General features: G+C 70.8%; 11 protein-coding genes. 7 read left to right on the forward strand and 4 right to left on the reverse strand.

All coding sequences use genetic code 11. The annotated features are described in order from the left end of the window. Positions 1-30: 30 nt before the first annotated feature. Positions 31-987 (forward strand): helix-turn-helix domain-containing protein, encoded by a 957-nt coding sequence (locus ACZ4UX_RS12905; RefSeq protein ID WP_352293104.1) that lies wholly within the window; start codon positions 31-33, stop codon positions 985-987. Between the two features lie 46 nt (positions 988-1,033). On the opposite strand, the gene ACZ4UX_RS12910 is transcribed toward ACZ4UX_RS12905, so the two are convergent. From ACZ4UX_RS12910 to ACZ4UX_RS12925, 4 genes are all read right to left on the reverse strand, one after another. After that, a complete protein-coding gene (locus tag ACZ4UX_RS12910; RefSeq protein ID WP_329489543.1) occupies positions 1,034-1,855 on the reverse strand; it encodes a histidine phosphatase family protein in 822 nt (273 codons plus the stop codon). Between the two features lie 154 nt (positions 1,856-2,009). Then, the gene (gene mctP / locus ACZ4UX_RS12915) at positions 2,010-3,623 is read right to left on the reverse strand and encodes a monocarboxylate uptake permease MctP (protein WP_352293106.1); all 1,614 of its coding nucleotides are present in this window, start codon (positions 3,621-3,623) and stop codon (positions 2,010-2,012) included. Continuing rightward, positions 3,620-3,877, reverse strand: a complete 258-nt coding sequence (locus ACZ4UX_RS12920) for a DUF3311 domain-containing protein (protein WP_329489545.1) — start codon at positions 3,875-3,877, stop codon at positions 3,620-3,622. Before ACZ4UX_RS12920 ends, mctP begins: the two co-directional genes overlap by 4 nt. Positions 3,878-4,196: 319 nt before the next feature. Further along, a complete protein-coding gene (locus tag ACZ4UX_RS12925; protein ID WP_465706655.1) occupies positions 4,197-4,988 on the reverse strand; it encodes a GntR family transcriptional regulator in 792 nt (263 codons plus the stop codon). A gap of 336 nt (positions 4,989-5,324) precedes the next feature. Between ACZ4UX_RS12925 and ACZ4UX_RS12930 the strand changes: the two genes are divergently transcribed. From ACZ4UX_RS12930 to ACZ4UX_RS12955, 6 genes are all read left to right on the forward strand, one after another. Beyond that, positions 5,325-6,608, forward strand: a complete 1,284-nt coding sequence (locus ACZ4UX_RS12930; protein WP_329489547.1) for an extracellular solute-binding protein — start codon at positions 5,325-5,327, stop codon at positions 6,606-6,608. A gap of 88 nt (positions 6,609-6,696) precedes the next feature. Continuing rightward, entirely contained in the window at positions 6,697-7,722 is a 1,026-nt protein-coding gene (locus ACZ4UX_RS12935) for a carbohydrate ABC transporter permease (protein ID WP_329489548.1), read from the forward strand. Further along, a complete protein-coding gene (locus ACZ4UX_RS12940; RefSeq protein WP_329489549.1) occupies positions 7,719-8,546 on the forward strand; it encodes a carbohydrate ABC transporter permease in 828 nt (275 codons plus the stop codon). The genes ACZ4UX_RS12935 and ACZ4UX_RS12940 overlap by 4 nt, the downstream gene beginning before the upstream one ends. A gap of 6 nt (positions 8,547-8,552) precedes the next feature. Beyond that, positions 8,553-10,106, forward strand: a complete 1,554-nt coding sequence (locus ACZ4UX_RS12945; protein WP_329489550.1) for a glycoside hydrolase family 3 protein — start codon at positions 8,553-8,555, stop codon at positions 10,104-10,106. A 435-nt stretch (positions 10,107-10,541) separates the two neighbouring features. Next, a complete protein-coding gene (locus ACZ4UX_RS12950; RefSeq protein WP_465706749.1) occupies positions 10,542-11,840 on the forward strand; it encodes an extracellular solute-binding protein in 1,299 nt (432 codons plus the stop codon). A gap of 209 nt (positions 11,841-12,049) precedes the next feature. Beyond that, positions 12,050-13,108, forward strand: coding sequence for an SIS domain-containing protein (locus ACZ4UX_RS12955; protein WP_359803214.1), 1,059 nt, complete (start codon positions 12,050-12,052; stop codon positions 13,106-13,108). Positions 13,109-13,388 lie beyond the last annotated feature (280 nt).

Here is a 13,388-nt window from a genome sequence, read left to right on the forward strand (position 1 = left end):
CGGGCTCCCCGGGGAGGCATCCTGGGCGGCATGCTGAAGAACGTGGTCGCGGTGGTGCTGGAGGAGCTCCATCCCTTCGAACTCGGGGTGGCCTGCGAGGTCTTCGGCCTGGACCGCAGCGCGGACGGCCTGCCCCGGTACGACTTCGCCGTCGCCGGTGCCCGCCCCGGGCCGCACCGCACCCACGCCGGCTTCTCGGTGGACGTCCCGTACGGCCCGGAGCGGCTCGCCGAGGCCGACCTCGTCGTGGTGACCGCCACCGGGGTGCGCCCGCACTACCCGGAGCCGCTGGTGGACGCCGTGCGCGCGGCGGTGGAGGGCGGTGCCAGGGTGCTCTCGATCTGCAGCGGCGCCTTCGTGCTCGGCGCCGCGGGGCTGCTGGACGGCCGCCGCTCGACCACGCACTGGCGGCACACCGCGGAGCTGGCCGCCCGGTTCCCGCGGACCACCGTCGAGCCGGACGTGCTCTACGTGGACGACGACCCGGTGATCACCTCGGCCGGCACGGCGGCGGGCATCGACGCCTGCCTGCACCTGGTCCGCCGGTTCCAGGGCGCCGAGGTGGCCCGGGGGATCGCCCGCCGGATGGTGGTGGCCCCGCACCGGGAGGGCGGCCAGGCCCAGTTCGTCGCCCGGCCGCTGCCCGAGGGGGACGGCGAGTCCCTCGCGCCGCTGCTCGACTGGATGCGCCACCACCTGGACGAGGAGTCCACCGTCGAGCAGTTGGCGGCCCGGGTGCACCTGTCGCCGCGCACCTTCGCCCGCCGCTTCCAGCAGGAGACCGGCACCACCCCGCACCGCTGGCTCACCGGGCAGCGGCTGCTGCTCGCCCAGCGGCTGCTGGAGAGCACCGCCGAGCCGGTCGACGCGATCGCCGCGCGCTGCGGCTTCGGCAACGCCGCCACCCTGCGGCACCACTTCGGCCGCCGGCTCGGCACCACCCCGCTGGCGTACCGCCGCTGCTTCGCCGAACCGGCCGTCGGCTGACGGCGGCCCGCCCGGGCCTGCCTCCGTCGGCCGACGGCCCGCGGCCTCAGCCGAGCGTCAGGTGCCCGGTGTCGTTCCAGTGCGCCGGGCGCAGCCGCCCGGCCTCGGCCCGCCACAGGCTGGTGGAGCAGTTGCGGACCGTGTCCAGGGCCGTCAACTGCGCCTCGGTGAGCCGGTCCAGCGCGTAGCGGAGCATCAGCACCGTACAGTCGTGCGCGACCAGCAGGACCGGCCGCCCGGCCTCCTCCGCGCAGATGTCGCGCAGCACGCTGCGCACTCGCAGGGCCACGTCCGCCCAGGACTCCCCGCCGGGCGGGCGGTAGTAGAGCTCGCCCATCTTGCGGCGTCTCGCGGCCTCGTCCGGGTGCCTGGCCTCGATCGCGGCCTTGGGCAGCATCTCCAGGATGCCCAGCTCGCGGTCGCGCAGCCGCTCGTCGTAGCGGACGGCGAGCGAGACCGGTACCGCGCCCAGCCCGGCGGCCTGGGCCAGCGCGATCCGGGCGGTCTCGGTGGTGCGCTCGTAGGGGGAGCACCAGACGCTGCGCGGGCGGTCGGCGCTGGGCAGGCCGGCCCACCAGCGGCCGAGCGCCTGGGCCTGCTGCCGGCCCTGGAGCGAGAGCGGGATGTCCGCGTCGCGGCAGCTGATCGGCACGCTCAGCGCGCCGGCCGCCTCGGCGAGCTGGAACTCGACGTTGGCGGTGGACTCGCCGTGCCGGGTGGCGATCAGCACGGACGGCAGCGGGCCGGGGGCCGTCACCGGCGCGGTGTGCGGGGCGGGCGCCGCCGGGTAGGGCGCCGCGGTGACCTGCGGGCCGGGCCGGTGGGTGGACTGGTGCTGACCGTTGAGTGTGGTGCCGAGCTCTGCCATCGCCGCTGCTCCCCGTGGGTCGATCGGGTGCCGGCCGGATGCCGGTCCGGTCTGGTGGTGCCCTGCATGTGCGGCCGTTCATACATATGATCGCGCCGCCTCCTCCAGTGTTCACGGAGGAGGCGGCGCGGTCACAGGGCGCGCGCGGAGCGAATCAGTGCGCCGCCACGGGCTCCGGCGCGTTCTTCAGCTCTTCGTCGCCGGATTCGGCGCTGTAGTCGCCCGGCCGGGTCTCGTCCGGCCCGTCCGGCGCCTTGACCGCCCGGAGCACCAGGGTGAGCACCACCGAGACGACCAGGTTGAGCACGAAGGCGGTGAGGCCGATGTAGCCGAGCTCGCCGATGCCGGGGATCTCGGCGGCGTTCCCGCCGAAGTGCTTGGTGGCGGGGCTGGCGATGTCGTACGCCTCCCAGGTGCCGTAGATCATGCCGACCGCCCAGCCGGCGAACAGCGCCCAGTGGTGGAACCACCGGGTGAACAGGCCGCCGACGATCGAGACGAAGGTCTGCAGGATCCACAGCCCGCCGAGCAGCTGCAGGTTGATCGCCGCCTGCTTGTCCATGCTGAGCACGAAGACCAGCGCGCCGACCTTGACCAGCAGCGAGGCCAGCTTGGCGACCCTGGTCTCGTCGGCGGGGGTGGCGGCCGGCTTCAGGAACTCCTTGTAGACGTTGCGGGTGAAGAGGTTGGCCGCCGCGATCGACATGATGGCGGCCGGCACCAGCGCGCCGATCCCGATCGCCGCGAAGGCCACGCCGGTGAACCAGTCCGGGAACATGTTCTCGAACAGCTGCGGCACCGAGAGCTGGGCGTTGAACTTCTTGTCGCCCTTGCCGATGCCGGCCGCGATCGCCATGAAGCCGAGCAGCGCCAGCAGGCCCAGCATCAGCGAGTAGGCGGGCATGATCGCCATGTTGCGGCGGACGGTGTTGCGGGACTTCGAGGCCAGCACGCCGGTCACCGAGTGCGGGTACATGAAGAGCGCCATCGCCGAGCCGATCGCCAGCGTGGCGTACGTCCACTGCTTGTTCTCGGGCACGGTGAGCGAGCCGGCCGACTTGGGGGCGCTGAACTTCTCGCCGACCGCGTCGAAGATGTGCCCGTAGCCGCCGAGCCGCAGCGGGATGTAGATCACCGCGACGATGATCACGATGTAGATCAGGGCGTCCTTGACGAAGGCGATCAGCGCCGGCGCGCGCAGCCCGGAGGAGTAGGTGTAGGCGGCCAGCACACCGAAGGCGATGAAGAGCGGCAGGTCCTTGACGAACCAGTTGGCGTTCTCCCCGCCGCCGACGCCCAGCACGTCCAGCACCGCCTGGATGCCGACCAGCTGGAGCGCGATGTAGGGCATCGTGGCCAGGATGCCGGTCAGCGCCACGACCAGGGCGAGCGGCTTGGACCCGTACCGCCCGCGCACGAAGTCGGCCGGGGTGACGTAGCCGTGCACCCGGGAGACCGACCAGAGCCGGGGCAGGAAGAGGAAGACCAGCGGGTACGCGATGATCGTGTACGGCACCGCGAAGAAGCCGGCCGCGCCGGTCGCGTAGACCGCCGCCGGGACGGCGACGAAGGTGTAGGCGGTGTAGAGGTCGCCGCCGAGCAGGAACCACGTCACCCAGGTCCCGAAGCTGCGGCCGCCCAGGCCCCACTCGTCCAGGTGCAGGGCGTCGTCGGCCCGGCGCCAGCGCGAGGCCATGAAGCCCATCACGGTGACCAGCACGAAGAAGAGGACGAAGACGGTCAGGGCCGGTACGTTGACGCCGGTCATCGCGCGCCACCCGCCTTGCGGGCCTTCTCGTCCCGGTTGATCAGCAGGTACGCGGCCACCGTGAAGACGGCCGAGACCGGCACCCAGAGCAGCTGGTACCAGTAGAAGAAGGGGACCCCGCCCGCCTCGGGGTCGGTCTTGTCGTACGAGGACACCCAGAGCATCGCGACGATCGGCACGAGCAGGGCGAGCCCGGCCAGGACCCGTTCCGGGGTCACCGCCGGCACGGCCGCCGGGCCCGGTGGCTCGGGCATGACAGGTTCGGTGGCAGCAGGATCTGACGACATGGTTCGGCTCCGCTCCAGAGGGCTCACCCCGACGGCGCCGCAGCCCCGGAGCACCGCACAGCCCCCCGGAACCCGCCGAGCAGCACCACTGGTGATCGACAGTCAATACGGCTGCGAAATCTAGAGCATGGCGTGATCTGTGTCACCGGGAACGACAGAACTTCCCGCATTCCGGACGCTCCGCGCGCCGGGGCGGGCCGCCGCGCGCCGGACCCGTACACGAAGGCACCGGCGTACGCCGTGCGTACGCCGGTGCCGGGAGAGCGGTGGGGGAGCGGCCGGAAGCCTACTCGGGGCGCTTGAGCCGGGTGATGAACTTGTACCGGTCGCCGCGGTAGATGGACCGCACCCACTCGACCGGGTCGCCGTCCGCGTCGAAGGAGTGCCGGGCGAGCTGGAGCATCGGCAGCCCGAGGTCGGAGCCGAGCAGCCCGGCCTCGCGCGGGGTGGCCAGGGTGGTCTCGATGGTCTCCTCGGCCTCGGCCACCGTGACGCCGTACACCTCGCGCAGGGCCGTGTACAGCGAGTTGTGCTTGGCCAGGTTGCGGCGCAGGGCCGGGAAGCGCTTCGCGGAGAGGTGGGCGACCTCGATGGCCATCGGGTCGCCGTTGGCCAGCCGCAGGCGCTCGATCCGCAGCACCCGCCCGCCGGGCTTGATGTCCAGCAGCGGGGCCAGCCGGTCGTCGGCGGTGATGTAGCCGATCTCGATCAGCCGGGAGGTGGGCTCCAGGCCCTGGGCGCGCATGTCCTCGGTGTAGGAGGTGAGCTGGAGCGCCTGGGCGACCTTGGGCTTGGCGACGAAGGTGCCCTTGCCCTGGATGCGCTCCAGCCGCCCCTCGACCACCAGCTCCTGGAGGGCCTGGCGGACGGTGGTGCGCGAGGTGTCGAACTGGGCGGCGAGTGCCCGTTCGGGCGGTACGGGGGTACCGGCCGGCTGGGTCTCGGTGAGCTGCAGCAGATGCCGCTTGAGGCCGTAGTACTTGGGCACCCGCGCGGTGGTGTCCGCGCCGGTCTGCGCGGGGAGGTTCTTCACCTGGGGGTCGTTGACCTGGGCCGTGCTGCCCCCGTCGCTGCTCATCGGACCTGTCTCCCGCTTCTCGCGGGGTCTTTGGGCGCCCCGCCGCATCGTTAACAACTCACATCGTTGCATGTATGGCTACGGAACGAATACCTCATCACGCGATGAACGATGTGCGGTGTCGGCTTGATAACGGGTGGTCCGGATCGGTCTAAGAGCCGTTGACAGGCCCATTGGTCTAGGCCAAGCTCCAGGCATCTGGTCTACACCACTAGATCGGTAACTATGAATCCCCCCACCCGTTCGATGGGGTCCGCGGCACCTTTCCTCCCGCTTTATGTGGGTCTGCCGCTGCCACCCGACGGGGGTCACTCAGGCATCCCTCAGGAGGATGGCGTGAAGCGTCAGCTCATCGCGGCGGTCGGCGTCGCAGCAATGGTCGTCGGCCTGGCGGCTTGTGGTTCGGACGCCAAGAGCGACGGCGACAAGGCCGGCTCGTCCTCGTCCGCCGCCAAGAACTACAGCGGCAAGACGCTCAAGGTGTGGCTGATGTCCGGCTCGGCCCCCAAGGGCTGGGACGACGCGGTCAAGACCGAGTTCGAGTCCACCTACCCGGGCTCCAAGGTCGAGTACCAGATCCAGGAGTGGACCGGCATCGGCCCCAAGGTCACCGCCGCGCTGTCCGAGGGCTCGGTCGACGTCCTCGAGGTCGGCAACACCCAGACCGCGGGCTACGCGGCCACCGGGGGTCTCCTCGACATCACCAAGGACAAGGCCGCCCTGGGCGGTGCCGACTGGAACGACAACCAGAGCGAGTCCGCGATCCTGGACGGCAAGCAGTACGCCGCCCCGTGGTTCGTGACCAACCGCGTGGTCGCCTACAACAAGGAGATCTGGGGCAAGGCGAACATCACCACGCCGCCGAAGACCCTGGACGAGTTCTACGCCGACCTGGAGAAGGTCAAGGCCGTCCCCGGCGTCACCGACCCGATCTACATGCCCGGCCAGGAGTGGTACACCTACTTCGGTCTGCTCACCAGCGAGGGCGGCAAGCTGGCGAAGAAGGACGGCGACAAGTGGGCCGGCGGTCTGTCGACCCCCGAGGCGCAGAAGGCCTTCGACACCTACAAGAAGCTGCAGAGCTACTCGGCCACCGCCGCCAAGGACGGTGACGAGGCCAAGCCGCAGCAGAAGGACGTCTTCGCCAAGGGCGACATCGGCTCGATCATCGGCCTCGGCTGGGAGATCCCGACCGAGAAGGAGATGCCGAAGGAGAAGATCGGCTACTTCCCGCTCCCGGGCAAGACCGCCGACAAGGCCTCCGGCGTGTTCCTCGGCGGCTCGAACCTGGCCATCGCCCAGGCGAGCAAGAACACCGACATGGCCAAGGACTTCCTGAAGATCGCCCTCAACGACAAGAACGAGGGTCTCGTCGCGGGTGCCGGCAGCATCCCGAACAAGAAGTCGCTGGACGACAAGGTGGTCGGCGACTTCGCCGCCGCCGCCAAGGTCGCCGCCTCCTCCGGCGGGATCACCCCGACCACGCCGAACTGGGCGAGCGTCGAGAACAACCCGAACCCCATCAAGGAGTTCCTGACCGGCGCCCTGACCGGTGACTACGCCGCCGCCGCCAAGAAGGCCGACGACGAGATCGCCAAGCGTCTGAACGCCAAGCAGTAGTAGTCGAGCGGCGTCGCTCACCGGCCCCCGGCGGGGGGCCGGTGGGCGGCGCCTGTCCGTCGTGGTCAGGTTCCAGGAAGAGAGAACGATGGCTGTGCATTCGGAGCGGGTGCAGACACAGTCCCCGGACACAGGGAAGGCTGCTGTGGCCACTATTGAGACGAGCGTCGCCGGCGGCGCCGAGGGCACTCCGAAGAAGAGCACCAGAACAGCGGGCGGACCGGGCTTCGGCACGCGGTTCGCCCCGTACCTGCTGCTGCTGCCGGCCACCGTGGTGACCCTGGGCCTGCTGGGCTGGCCCCTGCTGAAGACCGTGCTGGTCTCGTTCCAGAACCTGAACGCGCGCCAGCTCGTCCAGCACCTGACCGAGTGGAACGGCTTCGAGAACTACACCGAGCAGCTGACCAACGCCGACTTCTGGGCGGTCACCGGCCGGACGGTCGCGTTCACCCTGGTCAACGTGGTCCTGATCATGGTCGGCGGTTCGCTGGTCGGCCTGCTGCTCAACCGGCTCGGCAAGAAGATGCGGCTGGTGCTCTCGGTCGGCCTGCTCCTCGCCTGGGCCATGCCGGTGGTCGCCGCGACCACCGTCTACACCTGGCTGTTCGACACCCGCTTCGGTGTCGTGAACTGGTTCCTGGACCAGCTGGGCTGGCACTCGATGGCCGCCTACAACTGGACCGGCAGTCAGTACTCCACCTTCTTCGTGATCATCCTGCTGATCGTCTGGGGCTCGATCCCCTTCGTGGCGTTCAACATGTACGCCGGTCTGACGACCATCCCGAAGGAGCTCTACGAGGCGGCCCGGATGGACGGCGCCGGCCCCGCCAAGATCTTCACCTCGGTGATCTTCCCCAGCCTGCGGCCGTTCTTCCTGGCCACGACCTTCCTTGAGGTCATCTGGGTCTTCAAGGCCTTCACCCAGGTCTACGCGATCAAGGCGGGCGGCCCCGACTCGCTCACCCGGACGCTGCCCGTCCACGCCTTCCTAGAGGGTTCCGGCGCCCAGCACTACGGGACCGGCGCCGCGATCGCGGTGCTCACCATCCTGATGCTCGGCGTGCTGATGGCGTACTACTTCCGGATCATTCTGAAGCAGGAGGACGAGCTGTGAGGCGCTCGCTCATCGGACGTACCTGGCCGAACGTGATCGCGCTCGTCCTCTTCGTCTTCTTCATCTTCCCGGTCTACTGGATGGTCATCACGGCCTTCAAGGACGACAAGGACATCGTCAGCCGGACGCCGGTCTTCCTGCCGATCCACGCGACGTTCGACCACTTCACCACGGCGGTCAACGCGCCCAAGTTCTGGACGTACGTCACCAACAGCTTCACGGTGACGGTCGTCGCGGTGCTGATCTCCCTGGTGATCGCGACCCTGGCGTCCTTCGCCATCGCCCGGATGCGGTTCCGCGGCCGCAAGGCCTTCGTCCTGGTCGTGATGGCGGCGCAGATGGCGCCCTGGGAGGTCATGACCATCGCGGTCTACCTGATCGCCCGCGACAGCGAGATGCTGAACAGCCTGGTCCCGCTGACCGCCTTCTACATGATGATGGTCCTGCCCTTCACCATCTGGACGCTGCGCAGCTTCATCGCCGCCGTCCCGAAGGAGTTGGAGGAGTCGGCGATGGTGGACGGCTGCACCCGCACCCAGGCCTTCGTGAAGGTGATCTTCCCGCTGCTCGCCCCGGGCCTGATGTCGACCTCGCTGTTCGGCTTCATCACCGCGTGGAACGAGTTCCCCCTGGTCCTGATCCTGAACAAGACCGAGGGGCAGACCCTGCCGCTCTGGCTGTCCTCGTTCCAGACCAACTTCGGCACCGACTGGGGTGCCACCATGGCCGCCTCGACGCTGTTCGCCCTCCCGGTGCTGATCCTCTTCGTATTCCTCCAGCGCAAGGCCGTCGGTGGCTTGACCGACGGTGCAGTGAAGGGCTGACGCGACGTGAGCATCCTTGTCCCCACCCTCCCGGCCAGCGACCAGCTGCACCGTGACGCGCTGACCGTCCTGCAGCCCGGCTTCGTCGGCACCGAGCCCCCGGAGTGGGTCCGCCGCCACCTCGCGGCCGGCCTCGGTTCGGTCGCGCTCTTCGACCGCAACGTCACCGGTCTCGACCAGCTGTCGGCGCTCACCAGGGCGCTGCGCGAGGAGAACCCCGACCTCCTGATCGCGATCGACGAGGAGAGCGGCGACGTCACCCGCCTGGAGGCCGGCTCCGGCTCCTCCTGGCCGGGCAACTTCGCCCTCGGCGCGATCGACGACCCGGCGCTGACCCGCGACGTCGCCCGCGAGCTGGGCCGCGCGCTGGCGGCCGCCGGCGTCAACTACAACTGGGCGCCCACCGCGGACGTCAACTCCAACCCGCGCAACCCGGTGATCGGCGTCCGCTCCTTCGGCGCCGACCCGGAGCTGTGCGCCCGGCACACCGCGGCCTGGGTCGAGGGCCTGCAGTCGGCCGGCGTGGCCGCCTGCTCGAAGCACTTCCCCGGGCACGGCGACACCGCGGTCGACTCGCACCACGGCCTGCCGGTGATCGACGTCGACCTGGCCACCCTGCGCGCCCGCGACCTGATCCCGTTCCAGGCCGCCATCGCGGCCGGGACCAAGGCCGTGATGACGGCCCACATCATGATCCCGGCGCTCGACCCGAAGCTGCCGGCCACGCTCAGCCCCCGCGTGCTGCGCGACCTGCTGCGCGCGGCCCCGGCCGACGGCGGCCTCGGCTACCAGGGCCTGATCGTCAGCGACGCGATCGAGATGGGCGCCATCGCCGACACCTTCGGCATGGGCGAGGGCACCGTCCTGGCCCTGGCGGCCGGTGCGGACGCGATCTGCGTCGGCGGCGGGCTGGCCGACGAGGACACCGTGCTGCTGCTGCGCGACGCCATCGTGGCGGGCGTGCGGGCCGGCAAGCTCCCGGAGGAGCGGCTGGCCGAAGCCGCCGACCGGGTGCGCGCGCTCGGCAGCTGGGGCCGGATCGCGGCCCAGGGCGAGCGGCTGGAGCCCGATCTGGCGGTCGGCCTGCGGGCCGCCCGCCGCGCGCTGCGGGTGGTCCGGGCGCCGGGCCGGGAGGCCCTGCCGGTGACCGAGCGCCCGTACGTGGCCTCGTTCTCCGACGAGCCCAACATCGCCGTCGGCGCGGTGACCCCGTGGGGCGTGGCCGACATGCTGGCCGACCGCTTCCCCGGCACCCGCACCCGGGAGGTCGGTCCGAAGGACGCCGCCCCGGAGCAGCTGGACGCGCTGGTCGCCGAGGTGGTGGCCGGCGCCGAGGGCCGCCGCCTGGTGCTGGTGGTCCGCGACGCGCACCGCTACGCCTGGATGTCCGCCGCGCTGTCCCGGCTGGTGGCGGCCCGCCCGGACGCCGCGGTGGTCGAGATGGGCCTGCCGCAGTCCGAGCCGGTCGGCGCGCTCCACATCGCCACCCACGGCGCCGCCCGGGTCTGCGGGCTGGCGGCCGTCGAGGTGCTCACCGGCCAGTCGGGAGCGATCGGCTGAGGTCCCGTCGGACCGTGACCCCGGGGGCCGGGAAGGCCTCCGCGAGCGGGCCCGTCATGCGCATGGCGCATGGCGGGCCCGTTCCGTTTTCCCGCCGTTGGCCTGCGGCGTTCCCAGATGACGGTGTTCCCTCAAATCGGCCTTAAGGCAGCCTTAAGTTCTACTTAGGGTGATGGCGTCGCAACTGATCGCCACGGGCTACAACAGGTCTGCAACGTCCTTGTCGGCCTGGCCATTTGGCGTTGACACCGCCAGTGGTCTAGGCCAGGCTCCAGTCCATCCGGTTCGAACTTCAACCTCACCGGATGTGGTATAGGCCCTTCCTGAAGCACTTCGCCGTCCCCGCCCGGACCCCTCCCGGCGGACGCGCCATCACGCTGCCGGCGGGCACAGGCTCTAGCACCCTCGGAGGATGGCGTGAAGAAGCGTCAGCTCATGGCGACGTTCGGGATCCTGGCGCTCGCCGCCGGATTGACGGCCTGTTCCTCGGGCGGCTCGCCCCCGGGCGACGGCAAGGCCGCCACGGCGGACCCGAAGTCCGCCACCGGCACGGTCACCGTCTGGCTGATGGACGACGCCCAGAAGAACTGGCCGGACCTCGTGCAGCGGGTGAACGACGAGTTCGCGGCGAAGTACCCCAACGTCACCCTGCGGCTCGCCTACCAGGGGTGGGCCGACAAGGTCGGCAAGCTGGACAAGGCGCTCGCCGAGGGCAACGCCCCCGACGTGGTGGAGCTCGGCAACACCGAGACCATGAAGTACGTGCTCGCCGGCGCGCTGGCCCCGGTGGAGCGCTCCAGCTTCGACAACTCGGACGCCTGGATCAAGGCGCTCGCCAACACCTGCACCTACCAGGACAAGCTCTGGTGCGTGCCGTACTACGCGGGCGCCCGGGTCGCCATCTACAACGCGACGGCCTTCCAGGCGGCCACCGGCAGCGCGGAGTTCCCCAAGACCGAGGACGACCTCAAGGCGGCCCTGGACAAGGTCGCGGACAAGAACAAGGCCGACAAGGGCTACTCCGCGCTCTACCTGCCCGGCCCGTACTGGTACGCCGCGATGAGCTACGTCTCCGCGTACGGCGGAGCCATCGCCCGCTTCGACAGCGCCGGGAACTGGCACGGCACGCTCAGCGACCCGAAGTCCCAGCAGGGGCTGAACCACTTCGTCGACCTGGTGCGCAAGTACAACAAGGGCGACCTGGCGGTCAACGAGCAGAACCAGTTCGAGGCGATGGCTCGCGGCCACGCCGGGGCCTTCTACGGCAACGGCTACGAGGCCTCCAGCGTGACCGCGCCGGTCACCGGCGACCCGACCCTCAAGGACGCCGTCAAGCTGGCCACCATGCCCGGCCCGGGCGGCAAGCCGCTGCCGACCTTCATCGGCGGCTCGGACCTCGCCGTCACCGCCAAGTCGCCGTCGGCCGCGCCGGCCACCGACTGGGTCCGGATGTTCACCAGTACCAAGTCCCAGCAGGCGCTGGCGGACAAGGACATCCTGCCGAACAACCTCACCCAGCTGAACCCGCTGAAGAGCAAGCCGGCGACCGCCGCCGCGGCCAACGCGGTGCCGGACGCCTGGTTCACCCCGCTGGCGCCGGGCTGGGGCGCGATCGAGAAGCAGAAGATCCTGCCCGACATGCTCACCGCGATCCTCAAGGGCAACAAGCCGGTGGACCAGGCCGCCAAGGAGGCGGACGCCGCGATCGACCAGCTGATCAACAAGCAGGGCTGAGCCGCGCCGGCGGGGCCGGCGCCCCGGGGAGAGCCCCTTCCGGACCACCGGGAGGGGCTCTCGGATGTGCCGCGCGGGGGAGTCCCCGTACGATTGCCGCAGGAATCACGGAACCACCGCAGCGAGTGTGCGGACTCGCCGCCGTAGAGGTCCTCGCCGGACATCCCCGTCCGGGCGGGGTCGAACCATCTCATCGGAGGCACATCCTGATGTCCGACCCGCAGACTGCCCCCGTCCCCGGCCGGATCATGGCGGCGGAGATGGCCGAGCAGCCGGCCGTCCTGCGGCGCATCCTCGACGAGGGCGCCCCGAAGATCTTCGACATCGCGGCCCGGATCGCCGCCCGCAACCCTCGCTTCGTCCTGCTCACCGCGCGCGGCACGTCCGACAACGCGGCGCTCTACGCCAAGTACCTGGTCGAGATCCTGCTCGGCAAGCCGGCCGGTCTGACCTCGATGTCCACCACCACCGCGTACGGCGCCAAGCCGGACCTCACGGACGTGCTGGTCGTCACCGTCAGCCAGTCCGGCGGCTCGCCGGACCTCGTCGCCTCCACCAAGGCGGCCCGCGAGGCCGGTGCGATCACGCTGGCGGTCACCAACAACGCCTCCTCGCCGCTCGCCGAGGTCTCCGAGTTCCACATCGACGTGCTGGCCGGCCCGGAGAAGGCGCTGCCCGCCACCAAGACCTACACCGCCGAGCTGCTCTCGCTCTACCTGCTGGTCGAGGGCCTGCGCGGCGGCGACGGCACGGCCGCCCGCGAGCTGCCGGAGCTGGCCGCCGGAATCCTGGCCCGGCAGCCCGAGGTGAAGGCCCTGGCCGAGCGCTACCGCTTCGCCCAGCGCCTGGTCATCACCTCGCGCGGCTACGGCTACCCGACCGCCCGCGAGGCGGCGCTGAAGCTCATGGAGACCACCTACATCCCGGCCTCCCCGTTCTCCGGCGCCGATCTGCTGCACGGCCCGCTGGCCATGGTCGACAACGTCTCCCCGGTCATCGCGATCGTCCCGGAGGGCAAGGGCGGGGAGGCCCTGCAGCCGGTCCTGGACCGCCTGCGCGGCCGCGGCGCGGACCTGGTGGTCATCGGCCAGCGGCAGCAGGTGGACGCCGCCTCGGCGGGCTTCGTGCTGCCGGCCGGCGTACCCGAGGAGGTCCAGACGATCCTGGAGATCCTGCCGCTGCAGCTGCTGGCCTACGAGGTCACCATCGCCCGCGGCCAGGACCCGGACGCCCCGCGCGCCCTGGCCAAGGTCACCGAGACGCACTGACCGCGGGCGCCACGACGCCGCACCCCCGTCCACGGGCCGTGGACGGGGGTGCGGCGTTTGAGCGGCCGGAGCGGTCCGCGGGTGTCCCGCCGGGGCGGGGAGCGCCCCCGGCCGGGGGCGGGAAGCACTACGGGCCACGGCGCCGACACGGGACCCTCAACCCATGCGGCACCGCAGCCCGGAGCTGTCGTCGGGCACCGGGACGACCGAGAACTGTGCGGGGTCCTCGCTCGGCGGTATCCGACCGAGGAGCGGCGTCGCGCGGTCAGGGCAGTTGCGC

It is taken from the genome of Kitasatospora sp. NPDC028961 (assembly GCF_055564815.1).